At 49.4% G+C, this 19,468-nt stretch carries 16 protein-coding genes and 1 pseudogene; 6 read left to right on the top strand and 11 right to left on the bottom strand.

The window, feature by feature from the left end:
- Window positions 1-66 precede the first annotated feature (66 nt).
- The gene (locus ACMP1L_RS02625; protein WP_177303378.1) at window positions 67-1,044 is read left to right on the top strand and encodes an AEC family transporter; all 978 of its coding nucleotides are present in this window, start codon (window positions 67-69) and stop codon (window positions 1,042-1,044) included.
- Window positions 1,045-1,162: 118 nt separating this feature from the next.
- Here the strand turns inward: ACMP1L_RS02625 and ACMP1L_RS02620 are convergent, their stop codons facing one another.
- A complete protein-coding gene (locus ACMP1L_RS02620) occupies window positions 1,163-2,092 on the bottom strand; it encodes a LysR family transcriptional regulator (protein WP_177303379.1) in 930 nt (309 codons plus the stop codon).
- Window positions 2,093-2,337: 245 nt separating this feature from the next.
- Between ACMP1L_RS02620 and ACMP1L_RS02615 the strand changes: the two genes are divergently transcribed.
- The 5 genes and pseudogenes from ACMP1L_RS02615 (at window position 2,338) to ACMP1L_RS02600 (ending at window position 8,893) form a co-directional block, all read left to right on the top strand.
- Window positions 2,338-2,826 (top strand): TRAP transporter small permease, encoded by a 489-nt coding sequence (locus tag ACMP1L_RS02615; RefSeq protein WP_418451932.1) that lies wholly within the window; start codon window positions 2,338-2,340, stop codon window positions 2,824-2,826.
- Window positions 2,827-4,119: pseudogene (locus ACMP1L_RS14060) on the top strand (TRAP transporter large permease); the annotation flags it as partial.
- Window positions 4,102-6,153 carry a TRAP transporter substrate-binding protein gene (locus tag ACMP1L_RS14055; RefSeq protein ID WP_475544511.1) on the top strand — a complete coding sequence of 684 codons (2,052 nt, stop codon included), beginning with the start codon at window positions 4,102-4,104 and terminating at the stop codon, window positions 6,151-6,153. The pseudogene ACMP1L_RS14060 and the gene ACMP1L_RS14055, both read left to right, overlap by 18 nt.
- 82 nt (window positions 6,154-6,235) lie before the next feature.
- Complete coding sequence (locus ACMP1L_RS02605) at window positions 6,236-7,369, top strand: metallo-dependent hydrolase (protein ID WP_118733878.1); 1,134 nt, start codon at window positions 6,236-6,238, stop codon at window positions 7,367-7,369.
- A gap of 504 nt (window positions 7,370-7,873) precedes the next feature.
- Complete coding sequence (locus ACMP1L_RS02600; RefSeq protein ID WP_418451930.1) at window positions 7,874-8,893, top strand: RpnC/YadD family protein; 1,020 nt, start codon at window positions 7,874-7,876, stop codon at window positions 8,891-8,893.
- A gap of 578 nt (window positions 8,894-9,471) precedes the next feature.
- On the opposite strand, the gene ACMP1L_RS02595 is transcribed toward ACMP1L_RS02600, so the two are convergent.
- The 10 genes from ACMP1L_RS02595 to fmt all read right to left on the bottom strand — a co-directional run bounded on the left by ACMP1L_RS02595 (window position 9,472) and on the right by fmt (window position 19,466).
- A complete protein-coding gene (locus ACMP1L_RS02595; protein ID WP_177304245.1) occupies window positions 9,472-10,068 on the bottom strand; it encodes an ECF transporter S component in 597 nt (198 codons plus the stop codon).
- 134 nt (window positions 10,069-10,202) lie between these two features.
- On the bottom strand, window positions 10,203-10,859 hold the full coding sequence (locus ACMP1L_RS02590; protein ID WP_118733070.1) for a thiamine diphosphokinase: 657 nt from the start codon (window positions 10,857-10,859) through the stop codon (window positions 10,203-10,205).
- Window positions 10,856-11,524, bottom strand: coding sequence for a ribulose-phosphate 3-epimerase (gene rpe, locus ACMP1L_RS02585; protein WP_475544510.1), 669 nt, complete (start codon window positions 11,522-11,524; stop codon window positions 10,856-10,858). The genes ACMP1L_RS02590 and rpe overlap by 4 nt, the downstream gene beginning before the upstream one ends.
- A 21-nt stretch (window positions 11,525-11,545) precedes the next feature.
- Window positions 11,546-12,427: a ribosome small subunit-dependent GTPase A gene (gene rsgA / locus ACMP1L_RS02580; RefSeq protein ID WP_177304244.1), complete on the bottom strand. Its 882-nt coding sequence runs from the start codon at window positions 12,425-12,427 to the stop codon at window positions 11,546-11,548.
- 14 nt (window positions 12,428-12,441) lie between these two features.
- Window positions 12,442-14,661: a Stk1 family PASTA domain-containing Ser/Thr kinase gene (gene pknB, locus ACMP1L_RS02575; protein ID WP_118733073.1), complete on the bottom strand. Its 2,220-nt coding sequence runs from the start codon at window positions 14,659-14,661 to the stop codon at window positions 12,442-12,444.
- A complete protein-coding gene (locus ACMP1L_RS02570) occupies window positions 14,658-15,401 on the bottom strand; it encodes a Stp1/IreP family PP2C-type Ser/Thr phosphatase (RefSeq protein WP_418451928.1) in 744 nt (247 codons plus the stop codon). The genes pknB and ACMP1L_RS02570 overlap by 4 nt, the downstream gene beginning before the upstream one ends.
- 3 nt (window positions 15,402-15,404) lie before the next feature.
- Window positions 15,405-16,457 (bottom strand): dual-specificity RNA methyltransferase RlmN, encoded by a 1,053-nt coding sequence (rlmN, locus tag ACMP1L_RS02565; RefSeq protein WP_373244629.1) that lies wholly within the window; start codon window positions 16,455-16,457, stop codon window positions 15,405-15,407.
- 9 nt (window positions 16,458-16,466) lie between these two features.
- Window positions 16,467-17,807, bottom strand: a complete 1,341-nt coding sequence (rsmB, locus tag ACMP1L_RS02560) for a 16S rRNA (cytosine(967)-C(5))-methyltransferase RsmB (protein ID WP_118733076.1) — start codon at window positions 17,805-17,807, stop codon at window positions 16,467-16,469.
- On the bottom strand, window positions 17,800-18,522 hold the full coding sequence (locus ACMP1L_RS02555; RefSeq protein WP_118733077.1) for a zinc metallopeptidase: 723 nt from the start codon (window positions 18,520-18,522) through the stop codon (window positions 17,800-17,802). The genes rsmB and ACMP1L_RS02555 overlap by 8 nt, the downstream gene beginning before the upstream one ends.
- Window positions 18,523-18,524: 2 nt before the next feature.
- Complete coding sequence (gene fmt / locus ACMP1L_RS02550) at window positions 18,525-19,466, bottom strand: methionyl-tRNA formyltransferase (RefSeq protein WP_118733078.1); 942 nt, start codon at window positions 19,464-19,466, stop codon at window positions 18,525-18,527.
- Window positions 19,467-19,468 lie beyond the last annotated feature (2 nt).

Raw genomic sequence — 19,468 nt, 5'->3', positions numbered from 1 at the left:
TGTGTGTGGCCGGTCACTTGCTGACCGGCCATATTTATGAGATTGACAGAAGAGGGGAGCGACACAATGGACATCAGTAACTTATGGACCCTGCAGGTCATGATGTTTTTTCTGGTGGCTGCAGGGGCAGTTTTAAAAAGTACGGGAATTTTGAAGGATGACGCCAAAGGGATCTTAACGGATCTGGTTCTGTATTTTTTTCTGCCCTGCAATATCATCAATTCTTTCCGGATGGAATTTAATCTGGATATTTTAAGAAAGTTTGCGGTTGTGCTGGCAATTTCTCTGCTGGTGCAGCTGGTATGTTATATTCTCAGCAAAGTTCTTTATAACCATAAACCGAAGGAAGTGAAACGTGTTATGCAGTACTGTACCATCGTTTCCAACTCCGGTTTTCTGGGACTGCCGATCGCTCAGGGCATTTATGGCGCGGAAGGCATGATGTATGCGTCCATTTTTATTATCCCGATGCGCGTGATGATGTGGTCTGCAGGCATTGCCTGCTTTACCGAAAGTCCGGATATGAAGAGTGTCGTGAAGAAGCTGGTTGTACATCCGTGTATTGTGGCTGTTTATATCGGACTGGGCCTGATGATCTTCCAGGCTCCGTTAAATCAGCTGTATAATGCGGTGTTAAACTGCGGCATCCCGCTGGTGCCAGATCTTGTAAGGGTATTTTTCGGTGCGCTGGATAAGGGGGTGCGCTCCGCAGGCGGCTGTACCACAGCCATGACCATGGTGCTGATCGGAATGATGTTTTCCGGTATGTCTCTGCGCAGCATGTTGGATGGCAATACCCTGTTTATCTCTGCGCTGCGTCTGGCGATTCTGCCGGCGCTGCTGCTTGCAGCCTGTCGTCTGGTGGGAATCGATCCGTTTCTGACCGGTGTTTGTCTGTTGATCACGGGGATGCCGGCAGGAAGTACCTCTGCGATCCTGGCAGCAAAATATGGATGTGACTATACGTTTGCAACCAAATGTATTGTCGTGTCCACTTTGCTCTCACTGGTCACCATTCCGATCTGGGCTATGATCCTGGGATAAATCTGTCATAAAAGAGTAAGGTTCATGAAAATCCTGAGCTGGTTTTCATGAACCTTTTTTCATTTTATATGACAGGAAATTGCGTCCTGTGAAAAAAGCATATTCTCGTTTGGGTCATTTAAATAAACCGGTCCTGCAGATTCTGACCGTAGCGTTTGGCCAGGCGGATGAGATAGCGGTGTGCTTCGCTCAGGCTTGTATCCTTTCGACGGGCGAAGCATACCTGCCATCTGGGGCGGCCCTGCAGCTTAAACCATGCACAGTCAGCGCTGTAAGGGCTGTTCAGCATTCGGGAATACGGAAGAATGGTACAGCAGAATCCCTTGCTTACAAGCTGGATCAGCGCATGGTTCATGGCGGTTTCAATGAGGATCTGCGGCTTGTAGCCAGCCTGCTGGAACAGCGGATCTACCAGCTGGCGCATGGTGGAGGTGCCAAAGATCAGAGAAAATTTACTGTCATAGAACCGTCTGAGATCTGTGGTGGCCAGTGGCATGCCAAAGGGATTGGCCCGCGCGGCTTCCGGATGGTTTTTCGGTACGCCCAGGATCAGGTCTTCTTCAAACAGTGTAATGTACTCCAGATTGATCCTGGCTGATTCCAGAAGCATGACAAAGCCCAGGTCCAGCTGTCCGGAGAGCAGCAGCTCGTTCTGTCTGGCCACGATTGCCTCCGTCAGCGCAAAGGTAATGCCGGGATAGCGCTGGTTAAAAGCGGTAAAGATTGAAGTGAACAGGTCGATGCCGTGTTCGTGGGTAAGTCCCAGGCTGATCTCACCGGTGGCCTCTTTTTTCAGATCTCCAAGCTCCGTGTAGGTGTTTCGTTTGATTTTCAGAATCTCGATGGCATTTTTGACATAGATCTCTCCGGCCTTTGTAGGGCGCAGAAAATGCTTGTTCCGGTCAAAAAGCTGCAGTCCAAGCTCCTTTTCCAGCTTGATGAGCTGCTGGTTCAGCCCGGACTGGGAAATGAACAGAGTTTCTGCTGCTTTTGAGATACTCTTGTTTTCGGCAATCGCCACAATATATTCCAGCTGTCGAAAATCCATAACTTCCTCCTATTGGTAATAATAATCAAAAACCTATGCTTATTTCTTAACAAAGACAAATCTTTTTGTGAAAAAAGCATGAACTGGTAAGAAGTATTACTTCTTATCAATAGAAAACAAAGTAATTTTACTTCTGATTATACCACGGATATAATGATAACACAAAACAAAAAGCTTTTTGAAACGGAGCGGTGATACGGGACGCTGGATCATCTGCGCAAACTTACATGAAGGAGTTGGGTACTATGAAACAAATCAAATGGCTCGAAAAAAACTTTGAGCTCATGATTCTTGCCATCATGCTGGTGGTCATGAGCTGTCTGTCATTTGCCAATGTCATTATGCGTTATTGTTTCCACAATGCGCTGAGCTGGTCAGATGAGGTGTGCTGTTACTGTCTTGCACTTTCTGCTTTCTTCTCTCTGCCATGCGCGGTACGCCTGGGAGTAAGCATTAAGGTGGATACGTTTACATCCATGATCTCAAAGTCTGTACAGAGGGTTCTCGGACTGATCTGTGATGTGGTCATGGTCGTATTTTTATGCTGGCTTTTAAAGGGAACTGCAGAGATCATTACCAATGCGGCAGCAGTAAACCAGGCAAGTCCGGCTCTTGGAATTCCGATCGCCAATGTGTATAGTGCGATGGCATTTGGTATTTCCCTTGGAATTCTGCGTTATATCCAGCTGATTTACAAGGTAGTGACAAAGAAGACAGAAAAGGAGGACAAATAAATGGCAATCGGTTTATTTTTCCTGATCCTGGCAATTCTGCTGGCAGTAGCAATGCCGGTCGGCGGCGTGTTCGGCCTGATGGCCATGCTGCCAAATCTGTTAAATTCCAGCTTCTCCTATGCTGCAGGCGATGTGGCCCGCGGCATGTTTGCAGGCTTAAACAGCTTTACTCTGCTGGCAGTACCGCTGTTCATGGTATCCGGTATGATCATGGCACAGGGTGGTATTTCTGAAAAGCTGTTCAATTTCTTCGGATATTTTATCGGCAATAAAACAGCCGGTTTCCCGTGCGCAGTTATTGTAACCTGTATGTTCTACGCAGCAATTTCCGGCTCCGCACCGGCAACGGTATCTGCAGTCGGCGCCATGACCATCCCGTTCCTGGTAGAGATGGGCTACGATATGGTATTCGCTACCTCGATCGTAACGGTAGCCGGCGGCCTGGGTGTTATCATCCCGCCGAGTATTTCCTATATTGTATATGCAGCCGCAGCCAATGCATCACCGTCTAAGCTGTTTATTGCCGGTATCTTCCCGGGACTCCTGATCGGCTTTGCCCTGATGCTTTACAGCTTCTATTACTGCAAAAAGCATGGTGAGGATAAAGAGAAGCTGTTAAAGAGCTACAAAGAAATCCGTGCAAAAGGCTTCTGGCCATTATTGAAAGAAAGCTTCTTCGCCCTGATGACTCCGGTCATCATCCTGGGTACGATTTACTCCGGTGTCTGCAGCCCGACTGAGTCCGCTGTTATCAGTGTATTCTACGGCCTGTTTGTATGTATCTTCGTTTACAAGACCATCAACATCCGCAACATCGGTAAGGTGTTCATGGAGGGTGCAAAAACCTACGTCAACATCCTGTTTGTTATCGCAGCGGCTTCCGCATTCGCAAAGTGTCTGACTCTGCTGCGTTACCCGCAGACTATCAGTGAGTCTGTGCTGGCTATTTCTGATAATAAGATTGTGATCCTTCTGATCATGAACCTGATCATGCTGGTTTGCGGTATGATCATCGATAACATCCCGAACATCATGATCTTAACCCCGATCATGGTTCCGATCGCAACCGCGGCAGGAATTGATCCGGTACACTTTGGTATCATCATGACCTGTAACCTGGCAATCGGTATGGTAACTCCGCCGATGGGCATCAACCTGTTTGTGGCATCCGGCATGACCAAGATACCAATGCTGAAGCTGGCGAAGGCCTGCATGCCATACATTGCGGCATTCCTGATTTCCCTGGGAATGATCACCTACATCCCGCAGATCTCCATGGGACTTCCGACCCTGCTTTCCGGTGAGGAGACCAAGGCGGTTGCGGCAAATAAGGGTGGTGGTACCGGAACAGGCAGTGCAGACAGCGGTGACTATGGCGCTGACATTCCGGCACTGGATCCGTCTGAAATTGATGGCGAGTATCACTGGACTGCAGCCATGACGGTAGCAGATACCTCCATCAACTACATGATGGTAGATAAATTTGCAGAGCTGGTAAATGAGAAGTCCGGCGGCAAGATCAGCGTAGATATTTATCCGGGCGGTCAGTTAGGAAACACCACGGAGTTCACCGAGGCAGTTATTGGAGGCTCCATCGACATCGGAACCGGTATGACTACCGATCTGGTAGACTTTATCCCGCAGTTCGCGGTGTTCGATATGCCGAACCTGTTTGATAATACTGCACAGATGCGAGCTGTACTGCAGAGTGATTTTGTAGATGTTATCAACGACTACTGCAACGCAGGCGGCATTCAGATGTTAGGTTACTCTGACGCAGGCTTCCGTGTGCTCACCACCAACAAGGAGACACACTCCCTGGCAGATTTAAAGGGCCAGAAGATCCGCGTTATGACCAATAAGTATCACATTGCTTACTGGAATGCAGTAGGCGCAGCAGCAACTCCGATGCAGTTTACCGAGGTATTCATGGGACTTCAGCAGGGTACTATTGACGGTCAGGAAAACCCGTACATGAACATTGTCGGCAACAATGTTCAGGAGGTTCAGAAGTATGTGGTAGAGACCAATCATCTGGGTCATATCATTACCTTCTATATGAACTCTGACCTTTACAACGGACTGCCGGATAATGTAAGAGAACTGGTAGATGCCTGCGCAAAGGCAGCAACTCAGTATGGCAATGACCGCGCAGACGAGAGCATTGCTGAGTACAAGAAAACCTGCGAGGATGCAGGCTGCCAGATCATCACCCTGGATGATTCTGTACTGGCAGAGCTTCGTGACAAGGCACAGGTTGTATACGACATGGTTCGTGAGGATCTGGGCAATGAGATCGTAGACAAGCTGCTTGCAGCAGTTGATACCGTAAGAGAGACGGTAGTAGATGAGACAACTCTGGGTGATGAGATTACCGCGGTGGATCCGGCAGATATTGACGGTGAATATCACTGGACTGCAGCGATGACAGTAGCTGATACTTCCATCAACTATATGATGGTAGATAAATTTGCAGAACTCATCAATGAGAAATCCGGCGGCAAGATCAGCGTGGATATTTATCCGGGCGGCCAGTTAGGAAATACAACAGAGTTCACTGAGGCAGTCATCGGCGGTTCCATTGATATCGGAACCGGTATGAGCACCGACCTGGTAGACTTTATTCCGCAGTTTGCGGTATTTGATATGCCGAACCTGTTTGACAATACCGCACAGATGCGTTCCGTACTCCGAGGTGATTTCGTAAATGTCATGAATGAGTACTGCAACGCAGGCGGTATTCAGATGTTAGGTTACTCGGACGCAGGCTTCCGTGAGCTGACTACCAATAAGGAAACTCACACCCTGGCAGACTTAAAGGGTCAGAAGATCCGCGTTATGACGAACAAGTATCATATCGCATACTGGAATGCGTTAGGCGCAGCTGCAACCCCAATGCAGTTCACCGAGGTATTCATGGGTCTGCAGCAAGGTACCATTGATGGACAGGAAAACCCGTACATGAACATTGTCGGCAACAATGTGCAGGAGGTTCAGAAGTACGTGGTAGAAACCAATCATCTTGGTCACATCATTACCTTCTATATGAATAAGGATCTGTACGGAAGTCTTCCGGAGAATGTAAAGACTCTGGTCGATGAATGTGCGGCAGCGGCAACCAAGTACGGCAACTCCAAAGCCGATGAGAGCATTAAGGGCTACAAGAAGACCTGTGAGGACGCAGGCTGTCAGATCATCACCCTGGATGATTCTGTATTGGCAGAACTTCGCGAGAAGGCAGAGCCGGTATATGAGATGGTCAGAGAGGATCTTGGTGATGAGATTGTAAACCAGCTCTTTGATGCGATTAACGCGGCAAAGCAGTAGGCTGGCCACGGGAATACGGCCAGGCAATCATAAAACACGATCAAAAGCAATGAATGAAAATAAATAAGGAGTAAAAAGTTCAATGGGAGCATTTGTAATCAAAGGCGGAGAGATTTATGATCCGGCTGCACAGAAATGGGAGAAGAAGGATATTGCGATAGAAAACGGAATGATTATTTCCGGCATGCCTTCCGGAGAGTACCAGGTAGTGGATGCATCCGGATGCAAGGTCACGACCGGCTGGATTGATTATCACGTGCATTACTTTAATCATGGAACAGAAAACGGCATCAACCCGGATGCAGCGTCATTCCCTTGCGGTGTTACCACCGCAGTGGATGGCGGAAGCACCGGAGCGGCAAATTATGAGATGTACCGGAAAAGTGCCATGGCCTACAGTGATGTCCGGATCTTAAACATGCTCCTTGTAGGAAGCGGCGGTCAGGTAACAGACCGCTATCCGGAGCATCTGGAAAAGAAATATTTTGATATTCCCAAGATCAAAAAGCTTTTCCGGGAGTATCCTGATAATCTGGTAGGCTTAAAGAGCCGTATGTCTGTGGGCATCATTGCCCCGGAGGACGCAGAAGAATCCATCCGTGCCACCGTGGAGCTGGCAGGGGAGCTGGGCTGCAACGTATCTGTTCATGTCACCAATCCGGTGATGGATTTAGAGAAGCTGGCAGGAATTCTCCGTAAAGATGATATGATCTGTCATATTTATCAGGGAAAAGGAAAAGAGACCTGCCTGGATGCGGACGGAAAGGTCCGTGAGGGACTGTTGAAAGCCAGAGAGCGCGGCGTACTGTTTGACGCCAGCAACGGCTGCAACAACTTTGATCTGGAGATTGCGCAGAAAGCAGTCGCCCAGGGCTTCAAACCGGACATTATCAGCTCAGATATCAACACCTCCGGTTTCTTCTTACAGCCGCTTCACAGCCTGCCGAGAATCATGAGCAAGTACCTTGACTTCGGTATGAGCCTCAGTGAGGTATTAGATACCGTAACCCGCGTTCCGGCCAGACTGGTGCACCGTGAGAGCCTTGCATCCATGGCACCGGGAACAGAGGCAGATCTGGTAATCTTCAAAGTCAAAGAAAAAGAGGTACCTTACAGCGACCGTACCGGTCACACCTTCACCGGTCATCAGGTAATCGTGCCGCAGCTGACCATGAAAGACGGAGTGATTATGTACTGCCAGGCAGATTTTATGTAACGAATTGTAAAGAATAACCAATAGGGTCCGAAGGTTCGGTCAGACCATACAGAATAAGCAGATGCTGTGAAATTTTGTATGGTCTGACCGAACCTTCTACTGTATTGGTTATTCTACGATAATAAACACAGCCATTCTTATTTTCGTAGCGAAGCCAATACAGTAGGAAGGCAGTCTCATTCACTTCCGGACCTTTATTTAGCTTTGTAACTCAAATTTTTATCTTCCTTTAAGTATTTCTGCATAAGGGTACTTCCAGAAAAAGCTTGCAGCGCGTTTGTAAACATGATATGTTATAGACAAAGCAGAAATATTCTTTTCAACCGCATTGGTCATGGTGTATTTTATTATTACAGCCTGCGGTTCTCTCATTTCTATGGCGAGGCCATTCTGAATTATCTACTGGAATTTTTCTTTGCTTGAACACCCAACTATCAACACAAAGGGATTCCAGGATGATGAAGATAATCAGAGTGGGATTCCGGCATAAGGAAGGAGATGCCTATGGCAAAAAACACATTGACCACTGCATTTGATCAGACCGAGGAAGCTTTGAAACACCCCATTCCGGTCCGTGCTTACAAAGACCGGATCTTTCGTATGATCTTTAAGGAAAAGCGGGCGCTTCTGGCACTTTATAATGCAATGAACGACACCGCATATCAGGATCCGGAAGAGCTGGTCATCACGACCCTGGAAAACGCCATTTATCTTGGCATGAAAAACGATGTCTCTTTTATGATCTGTGACCGGCTGTTTCTGTATGAACACCAGTCTACGAAAAATCCAAACATGCCGCTGCGCAATCTGTTGTATGTGGCAGATCTTTATTCGGTGCTGACAAAAGACATGTTTTTGTATGGAGAACTTCCGGTAGCAATTCCGGAGCCTCGTTTTGTGGTATTTTACAACGGAGAACAGAAAATGAAGGAACGAGCCGTCCTTCGTCTTTCTGATCTTTATCACCCCAGAACCGATCATCCATACCTGGAACTGGAAACACTGGTATTAAACATTAACAAGGGTTATAATGCAGAATTGATGGAAAAATGCCGGGAGCTTCATGACTATTCCGTGTTTGTTGCATTGGTCCGTGAAAAACGAAAAAACGGCATGAACCTTAAACGCGCAGTCAATGAGGCAATTGATGAGTGTATTCATCAGGATATCATGGCAGATTTCCTGCGCAGGAACCGAGCGGAGGTTGTGAAAATGAGTATCTATGAATATGACGAAGAAAAAAACTACAAAATGCTTCAGGAGCAGTACTGGAATATGGGGCACGAGCGTGGCAAGAGTGAGGGAATAGCCGAGGGAATGGCTCAGGGACGAGCTGAGGGAGAACTTAAAGAGGCAATACGTTTGATCCTGATCAAAATCAAAAAACAACATTCCCCGGAACAGATTGCTGATTTCTTGGAATTAGATCTGAATTTCGTAAAAGCAGTCTGCCAAATTGCAGCTCCAATGTCACCGAACTATGATCTGGATAAAATCTATGAAATGTATCACGCAATAAAATAGGCATATAACAATTTAAGGGAATAGCACGAAAGGGTCCGAAGTTCCGAGGAGGGCCTACAGAACCGCAGATGCGGTGGAATTTTGTACTTCATTGGCTCCGCTAGAGATAAAAAACCACGCAAGCACAAGGTATTGGTTTAAACCTCTTACGATTGTTGCCATAGGATACCTGAAAAAAACGGACACATCAAGGTTATAACAAGCGCTCACGCGACCTTGACGTGTCTGTTTTCTCCAGGTATGGGCTAATCAAGCAATCCAAATAGGCTCTGCCGGCACGTAACTGCCGCCTTGGTCAGTATCCTTATGGTTGCACGGTTTTAATTATCGTAACGGAGCCAATAAGGTAGAAGTTCCGGAAAGCGCGTACAGAATAAGCAGAAACATTGGAATTTGCTTTGTGAGCGAGCATAGCGTCAGACCGGAGACCCTTGTTTGAGCACGCAGCGCGTGCGAGTTTGGGTCGCAGGTTTGACAATAGGCGGCGCAGTGAACAAAGCGCAAAATTCCACCGTTTCTGCGTTTCTGTACGCGGTTTCCGGAACTTCGGACCTTTTAGTGGTTCCGTCTCAATATTTTTATTTGATTTTCATGAATAGTCCTGCTTTTTTCAATACCGGTCGCACTGCCATATACACCACTACAACTACAATGGTTCCGACAATCGCATTGACCAGGGTTGCTCCTGCTGCCCAGGTTGCCATGATCTTTGCTGCGGAGGATTCTACACCAAGAATATAGTTCTTGTAGAAATATCCGACGATCGGATCCATAACAACGTTGAAGCCCAGGCCTGCAACGGATGCGATCAACGACCACTTCATGATATATCTGCTGTCATGATCCTCTGTGATGTGTGCGATCTTATGTGCTACAAAACCTGCGATCAGACCGATGCAGAGCTTCAGGATGAAGGTTTTCGGAGCACTGGTGATATACACCGGATCCAGAAGATCCGCAATAGTCATCCCCAGGGAACCTGCCACACCACCGTAGCCGCCGCCAAGAAGCAGGGCTGCGAGAACACAGAATGCATTGCCGATATGCAGTGCCGTAGTATCACCGCCCGGAGTCGGGATCGGAATTTTTAAGAATGTAAAGGCCACATAACACAGGGCCGCCATCAGCGCTGTAAGCACCAGCTTGTATACTTTGTCGTTTTCTCTGTTTTTCATAATCATTCTCCTTGCTGCTTTTGTAGGACACAGGACCGCCTCAGATTTTTCAGGCAGTCTTTGTATGCCGCTTATCATATCACGCAAGTGGAATGATATTAATAGCCAGTTTTAATATTTTTAGCCAGTCCAGTTTAATCGTGGGATTCGATACAGATCAGAATGCCCTCTTCCAGGGTAATTGCAGCGGTATCCTCCGCGATCTCATTGCTGATACAAAGCCCCACTTCTTCACCACGGTAAATGGTCTTATCCTTGAGCGGATACTTAAATCCGGTCAGTGTAATTCCGGTCACCTCTTCCGTGTAGGGAGCAAAAGAAACATATTTTCCCCACTGCGTCTCCCTGGAAAAGGTACGGGCACCATCCAGCAGGCTCAGACGATTCTGCGCATCCACGATATAAGCGGCAATTCCCCGCTCTATACAGGTTTTCAGTGCATGGATGTTGCCGATCATATGGTCAATACGGCCACCGGTAGCACCCAGGAACACGATTTCATCACAGGAAAGGGTCAGAGCCCGGTTTCTTGCAAGCTCTGTGTCTGTCTCATTCTTCTCCGGCTTATGCTGCTCCCATACAATAAACGGGTACTGGCGGAATTCTTCCCGTATCTCGTTTGATACAGAATCAAAGTCCCCGACAATATAGTCCGGCACCAGCCCCAGTTCTTTCACGGCTTTCAGACCGCCATCCACTGCAATGATCTTATCAAATGTTTCTTTCTCCAAAAAGGAGCGGGCGAAAGCCAGGTCCAGCTTTCCGCCCGTTATGATCAGACATCTTCTCATTTGTTTGCTTCCTCATGAAAGATTTCTAAAAATGCCTTTACATTAGCCGCTGCATCGTTCTTATACACTGCACTGCCTGCCACAAAGACATTAGCTCCTGCATCCATCAGTTCCCGGACATTGCCAAGACCCACACCGCCGTCTACCTGAATATCGTTCTGCAGGCCGCGTTCATTTAACATAGCACGCAGCTTTCTGATCTTATCTAGGGTATAGGGAATAAACTTCTGCCCTCCAAATCCCGGATTCACGGACATAAGAAGAATCATGTCCACCTGATCGAGGACACAGGAAAGGGTTTCCACCGGAGTAGCCGGATTTAAGGCCACCCCCACCTTCATGCCAAGTTCTTTGATCTGGTTGATGGTGCGGTCTAAGTGACGGCAAGCTTCCTGGTGTACACAGAGGAGATCTGCACCTGCTGCTTTCAGATCAGCCGCATAGCGTCCCGGCTCCTCCACCATCATATGAACGTCAAAAACCTTGTCCGTACAGGAACGGACACTTTGAATGACCGGCATGCCAAAGGAAATGCTCGGCACAAACATACCGTCCATCACATCAATGTGGATGTACTGGGCGCCTGCCTCGGACACAGTCTGAATTTCCTTTCTCAAATTTCCAAAGTCTGCTGCAAGAATGGATGGTGCTAAAATGTACATGATGTGTTACTCCTTGATTCTCTCTTAATATTTTCTGCGGTTCTTCAATTCCTGGTATAGCAGCCCATAATTGTCGTACCGGCTTTGACTGATCTTTCCTTCAGCCAGTGCCGCTTTCACGCCGCACACCGGCTCCCCGATATGGACGCAGTCCCTCTGGAATCTGCATTCCGCCTCATAAGCTTCAAATTCCGGGAAATAATCTTTCAGTTCCTGCGGTTCGATCTCTTCCAGATACATAGAAGAAAATCCCGGTGTATCCATGAGATACGTATCCTCCTCCACACAGAAAAGCTCCGCGTGACGGGTGGTATGTTTCCCACGCTTAATCTTCTCGCTGATGCTTCCGGTCTCCATCGCTGCCTCCGGCTGAAGAAGATTGGTCAGGGACGATTTGCCCACACCGGACGGACCGGCCAGGATCGTGGTCTTCCCGCGCAGATAATCCCGCACAGCCTCCACACCGGATTTCTCGTACGTGCTGACAAACATGACCGGATATCCGGCCTGCTCATAAATGCTTCTGTACTCCTGCTGCTTTGCCCCGTTTTCCAGATCTGTCTTATTAAAACAGATGGTCACAGGAATATCCTGAGCCAGCATCATGATCAGAAAACGGTCCAGCAGGTTAAAGTTCGGATCCGGCTGGGTAATTGCAAAAACCACCAGTGCCTGGTCCACATTGGCCGATGCCGGACGTATCAGCACATTTTTCCGTGGAAGTATCTTATCGATATTTCCCTCCAGGGCTGTCTCGTCCAGCACCGTAAATTCCACGTTGTCTCCCACGACCGGCTTGATGCCCCGGTTGCGGAAAACTCCTTTTGCCTTGCAGGCATATACCTTATCATGTCCGTCGTGGATATAATAAAAGCCTGCGATTCCTTTAATGATTTTTCCTGTCATATATATGATCCTTTTTAATCCATCGGGAAGAATGTCAGCTGGTAAGTCTTAATGACCGCGCCGGAATTCACATCTACAATTTCCAGGGTTCCCTGATCCGTCCCGTCCATGCTCTCAATGCTTGTGAAATTGACCGGAAGGAGCACGTCGCCCTTGATGGTAGTAGACTGGGTCAGAATCTTGTAATGCGGATTATCCGCAGTTCCCTGGTGCAGGCGGATCTGAATGGTAACACTGGAGCTTCCGGCTCCCGGTCCGATCAGGCTGCTTAAATCATATACCTGATTGATGGACGCTACATAACGCTGATGCTTCACCTCCGGACCGCTGCTGACCACATAATCGATCTTGCTTCCTTTTGCCAACTGAGTGCCGGATGTCACGGACTGGCTGATGACAGAGCCCTTTTCCACCGTATCGCTGGACTGGGTGGATGTATTGCCTGGCATCAGATCATTCTCCGCCAGAAGCGCAATGGCCTCTTCCTCCGACTTGCCTACCAGATAGGGGGCCGGGACCTTATCCACATGCGGACCACTGCTGACATACAGATAGACCGTACCACCATCAGCCACCAGCTCCGGCTCATACCGCATGACGGTTCCTGCCTTGATGTTCTCGTTTTCCTCTTCCACCACCTGGACCTTCAGTCCTTTGCTCTCCAGAAAGCTGACTGCGGTAGTCTGATCCAGATCCGTGATGCCAAGCTTGCTCAGCTCCAGCTTGTCGGTGCCGTTGCTGATCACCACATTCACCTGGCCACCCTTTAACACAACAGTTCCTGCCTCCGGATCCTGTCTGGCCACAATGCCTTTTTCAACATCATCAAAATATTCATAGGTTCGTTTCATGGTCAGAGAATGCTCCTTAAGGGTACTCTCTGCCATGTTCTCAGAAAGTCCCAGTACGGATGGCATGTTGACTTCCGTATCCTTTAAGATCAGTTCCCCGGCCTCTGCCTGGCTGCTTTCTGTCTGGGAATTTCCCAGGATTCCGCTTCCCGCTTTAAAGAAAGCGCCGAGCTTTGAGAATACCACAATCAGCACTGCTACCACCACAATGGCAGCAACAATACCTGCACCTGCCAAAAGCCGCTCAATATGCGGATTCGCCTGGTCATCCTCCTCGTTCCGTTTCCGGTGTTTTGCCTGCGGTCTGTAAGGTTTAGACGACTTTCTCCCCTGAGCTGGCAGCGGTTCTTCCTGATTGTCTTCTCCCTGACTGTTTTCTTCCTGATAAGCGTCCCAGGCAGCTTTTGCCTCCCGGTCATAATTTTCCCGGTGTTCCTGCTCCATGCGCTCCGGACGCCGAAACTGCTTGATCTGAGACAGCTGTTCACTGCTGATCTGAACCGTTTCGCCATTTAAGGCACGTTCCTCGGCATCTGCCGGACGGTTTCCGCCCTCGGATGCCGGCCAGATCAGTGCTGCCCGCAGATCTGTGATCACCTCCTGGGCACTGCGGTAACGGCGTTCCGGTTTTTTCTCCATACAGGTCAGTATGATCCGTTCAAGACTCATTGGAATCTCCGGATTGTAAACACTGGGCGGCACCACAGCATCCTCCAGGTGCGCCAGGGCAATGGCCACCGTATTGTCTCCATCAAAGGGGACACGTCCGGTCACCATCTCATACATGGTCACTCCAAGGGAATATATGTCACTCCGCTCATCACTGAAGCCGCCTCTGGCCTGCTCCGGTGAAATATAATGGACCGATCCCATGGCCGAGGAGGTCATGGTCTGTGCCGACACTGCTCTTGCAATGCCGAAATCTGCCACCTTCACCTTGCCATCCCGGGAAATGATCATATTCTGCGGCTTGATATCCCGGTGAATGATATGCTGCTCATGTGCCGCCGCAATGCCCTGTGCTACCTGAATGGCAATGCCGATGGTCTCTTTAATTTCCAGCCGCCCCTTCTTCTGGATATAGCTTTTCAGGGTAATTCCCTCGATCAGCTCCATGACTATGTAATGAAGCTTTCCTTCATCGATAACATCGTAAACACTGACAATGTTCGGATGGGAAAGCCCGGCAGCAGACTGGGCTTCCATCTTAAACTTGCTGACAAAGCTGCTGTCGTTGCAGAATTCTTCCTTCAGGACCTTAATGGCCACCAGACGATTTAATTTATGACATTTGGCCTTGTAGACCACAGACATGCCGCCTGAGCCGATCTGCTCCAGGATTTCATAGCGGTCCTGCAAAAATGTTCCGGGTCTCAGTATCATAAGCTCACCTCACTTATCTGCGGTTCCACAAGAACAACCGAAATGTTATCCAGTCCGCCGCTGCGGTTTGCTGCATCCACCAGGGCTTTTGCCCGGCTTTCTACTCCATCCTCGGAACGAATAATATATTCGATTTCCAGTTCATCCACCATATTGCTCAGCCCGTCCGAGCACATGAGGATCTGGTCACCACTCTTTAGTTTCAGCGCAAACAGGTCTGTATCGACCTGCGCGCTGACACCTACAGCTCTGGTGATGATATTTTTCTTTTCCAGATAATCCCGGCTGCCGCGCTTTAGTTTTCCCATGGCAACCAGTTCTTCCACATAGGAATGGTCTTTTGTGATCTGTTCGAGTGCTTCCCGCAGAAGATAAAGACGGCTGTCTCCGATATTTGCCACATAAAGCACGCTACCCTTGATGGTAGCCAACACCAGGGTACTTCCGGCTCCGTTCAGCTTCGGATCCCGGCTGGTACACTCATATAGATCGCGGTTTACCTTCCGGATCCCCTCTTTTAAAATTCCATGAACATCCCGTTCCGGGTACGGCGTTTCAAAAAAACGGACCAGATTTTCCACCACAAAGTTGGAAGCAAAATCCCCTGCCTGATGTCCGCCCATGCCATCCGCCACAATAAACAGATTCTCCAGGGATCCAATGGATTTTGTGCGGGCGTAGACAGAGTCCTGATTCATGCTCCGCTTCTGACCTACATCTGTCAGTGCATATGCCTCCATGCTTCAGATCCCTCCTTTGCTTTCCTCTTCCAGAAAGCTCTTTCTCAGCTGGCCGCAGGCGCCATTGATATCGCGTCCCATTTCCCGGCGGACTGTCACGTTGATGCCGTTCTTCTCCAGATAAGACTTGAACGCTTCGATCGCCTTCCGGTCTGACTGGCGGTAATCCCGCTCTTTAATCGGGTTGACCGGGATCAGATTGACATGACCGTGCATGTTTTTGAGCAGGGATGTAAGTGCCTTTGCCTCATCCAGGTTATCATTGACGCCGCTTACCAGACTGTACTCAAAGGTCAGACGGCGGCCGGTCTTCTCGAAATAGGTCTGGCAGGCCGGCAGGATTTCCTTTAAGCTATAGCGGTTTGCGATCGGCATCAGAGTCTTTCGCACCTCGTCATTCGGTGCATGCAGTGACAAAGCCAGGGTGATCTGGATATTCTCCTCTGCCAGCCTTAAGATATTCGGCACGATACCGCAGGTTGAGAGCGTAATATTTCTCTGGCTGATATTCAGCCCGTTTTCATCTGAGATCATGCGTAGAAAACGGATCACATTGTCATAGTTGTCAAGCGGTTCTCCGGAACCCATGATCACGATATTGGAAACTCGTTCCCCGGTCAGCGTCTGGATCCGGTAAATCTGGTCCAGCATCTCTGCCGTTGTCAGGTTCCGCTCAAGACCGTCCAACGTAGAAGCACAGAAGCGGCAGCCCATACGGCAGCCTACCTGAGAGGATATACAAACGCTGTTGCCATGATGATACTGCATCCACACACTCTCAATGACATTGCCGTCCTCCAGACGGAACAGATATTTGCGGGTGCCGTCAATCTGGGAGATTTTCACATCTGCCGGATACAGTGCAGTCAGCGTAAACTGTTCTTTTAATTTTTCGCGCAGCGGCTTGGACAGATTACTCATCTCATCAAAATCCGTCACCAGCTTCTGATGAAGCCACTGGTAAATCTGTTTTGCCCGAAATGGTTTATCTCCCATCTGCCGGATGGCCTCAGTCAGCTCCTCCAGAGTCAGGGATTTGATATCTAGCTTTTCCATAATAATCTGCTACTCCTTTCTCCGGAACGCGGAGATAAAGAACCCATCGCATGGGTATCTGCCCGGAAGAAGCTGAATATATCCGTCTTTCATGGTTTTTTCTGCCACCTGGCTTCCAAACGCTCCTTCCAGGCTCAGCGGTTCAAACGGAAGCGCTTCTAAAATCCAGTTTCTCTGATCTTCATTCTCCAGATGATCGATGGTACAGGTGCTGTAGATCAGCTTTCCGCCCGGCTTAACATATTTCCAGACTACAGATAGAATGTCCCGCTGGAGTTCTGCCAGTTCTTCCAGGTCTTCCTTTGTCACCTGGTACTTGATATCCGGCTTCCTGCCGATGATGCCGAGCCCTGAGCACGGGAGATCCGCGATTACGATATCTGCCTGCTCATCCCAGGACGGATCTTCCTCCAGTGCGTCCCACACCTCAGCCCGGATATTGGTAAATCCGGTCCGGCGGATGTTATCCTCCACCAGAAGGATCTTCTGCTCCGTTAAATCGCGGACAAGGACCTCTCCGGTTCCGGCGAGCTTATCCGCAATATGCAGACTCTTTCCGCCGGGAGCTCCGCACACATCCAGAACCCTGTCTCCGGATTTCGGATCTGCCGCCTCTCCCACAAAGGATGAACTCACATCCTGCACTGTGATCCAGCCTTCCCGAAAGGCCTTAACGGCATCCAGATAATCGTAACCGGAAAGAAGCAGGGCATGCTCTGCCAGCGGATTCCTCTGTACAGTGACACGATCCTGTTCCAGACTCGCGAGGATCTGTTCCATGGAAGCCCGGTCCAGATTACAGCGTACGCAAGTCGGGCGTTCCTCTAAGAATGCCTGCATCATGCGCTCCACAGTCTCTGCCGGGTACTGCTGTTTCCACAGTTCAATAATCCAGTCCGGCATGGAATACTTTCGTGACCAGTCGGTGAAAACAAAAGTTTCCTTTTCCCTGGAAATGGTGCGCAGTACACCGTTCACAAAACCTTTCAGGCCGTGGAACTTCCGTTTTACCGCAAGTTTCACCGCCTCATCACATACTGCACTGTCCGGGATCCGGTCCATCTGTAAGATCTGGTACACAGACATACGGAGAATGGTGCGGATCACCGGTTTCATTTTCTTCACTTTTATTTTGGAGCACTGATCGATCACTGCATCGATGGTGAGAAGATACTCGATCGTTCCTTCCACAACTCTTGTGACAAACGCACGGTTCTGTTTTTCCAGATACTGGTGCTTATCCAGTGCTTTTTTTAATACTACATGGCTGTAACCGCCGTTTTCCAGGATCTCCATAAGAATATCCAGGATCAGTTCCCGCTCCTTCGTCGGGCCACTCTGCTTAGTCATTTCGTCTGCGTCCTCCAAACAGGATGATCAGCCGCGCAAGCTGTAAAATGGAAGCAGCCGCGGCTGCCACATAGGTGAGCGCTGCTGCACCCAGCACCTTCCGGGTGCCATCTACCTCGTCCCCCCGGAGAATGCCAAGGCTGTCCACCAGCTGCACCGCACGGGAGGAAGCATTGAACTCTACCGGCAGGGTGATGATCTGGAATAATACAGCCAGCACAAACATCCAGATACCAATCTCAATGAACGGAGTCAGTCCGATAAAAAAGCCCAGGATGATGAGGGGTAGGGAAATTTTGCTGCCAAGGTTTGCGATCGGCACAAAAGCGGAACGCAGGCGCAGCGGCGCATACCCCACATTGTCCTGAATGGCATGTCCGCACTCATGGGCTGCCACGCCAACGGCTGCGATGGATGTGCTGCCGTAAACAGACTCCGACAGATTGACCGTCTTCGTCCGCGGATCATAGTGATCAGTAAGCTGTCCCCGCACCGGCCGGACCGTCACGTCGTAGATGCCCTGGGACTGCAGCAGACGTTTTGCTGCCTCCGCGCCGGTCATCCCGGTCATGCTGCGCACACGGGAATAGCGCTGGAACGTACTGTTCACTTTGGATGATGCCCACAGTGATAACAGGGCACCGATATAAACAAGGATCATTGTCGGATCAAACAGGCTGTAGCCCAGCCCGTAGTAACCATAGCCACCGTACATGACTACTCACTCCTTTCCATGATACAGCCGGGTTCGATCTGGTATCCGCGTAAAAATGCAGCGGTATCCATCCGCTTCTTTCCTTCTAGCTGAAGGCTGGTGACACATAACACGCCATTTCCGGTCTGGATCTTCAGGCCCTCCTCACCGGCACTGATCACGCTGCCGCAGGGGGCTTTCACAGCCGGATCCGGAAGCACCTTCGCCTCCCAGATCTTTAACATTCTGCCATTCCATCTTGTGAACGCGCTCGGCCACGGATTTAAGCCGCGCACCAGACGTTCGATAGAAACCGCATCCATGGTCCAGTCAATATCTCCCATGGATTTGGAAATTTTCTTTACATAGGTTGCCTTTTCATGATCCTGCGGCTGCGGGGTAATCTCCCCCTTTTCCAGCTTGCCTAACGTAGAAAGGATCAGACTGCCGCCCAGGAGGCTTAACCGGTCAAAGAGGCTTCCCCCGGTTTCATCCGGATTCAGCTTTACAACCGTTTTTTCGAGCATATCACCGGTATCCATCTCCACATCCATCATCATGGTGGTAATGCCGGTCTCCTTATCGCCGTTAATGACTGCCCACTGGATCGGTGCTGCTCCGCGGTACTTCGGCAGCAGGGACGCATGAATGTTCACACAGCCATACTTCGGCAGATCCAAAAGGGACTTTGGAAGGATCTGGCCAAAGGCGATCACAACCATGGCATCCGGGTTTAATGCACGCATTTCTTCCACAAACGCCTCATCTCTTGCACGCACCGGCTGGTAAACCGGGATGTTATGCTGCAGGGCGCATTCCTTGACCGGAGACATATGGATCTCCTTTCCTCGGCCCTTCGGCTTATCCGGCTGGGTGACTACTGCTACAACCTCATGCCCGGAAGCCACCAGCGCTTCTAATGTCGGCACCGAAAAATCCGGTGTTCCCATAAATATGATTCTCATAA

Source organism: Ventrimonas sp., from assembly GCF_048380235.1.
Classification (GTDB): Bacteria; Bacillota; Clostridia; order Lachnospirales; family Lachnospiraceae; genus Brotaphodocola.
Note: the sequence above shows the minus strand (reverse complement) of the source record. Positions and strands in the feature narration are given on the sequence as shown.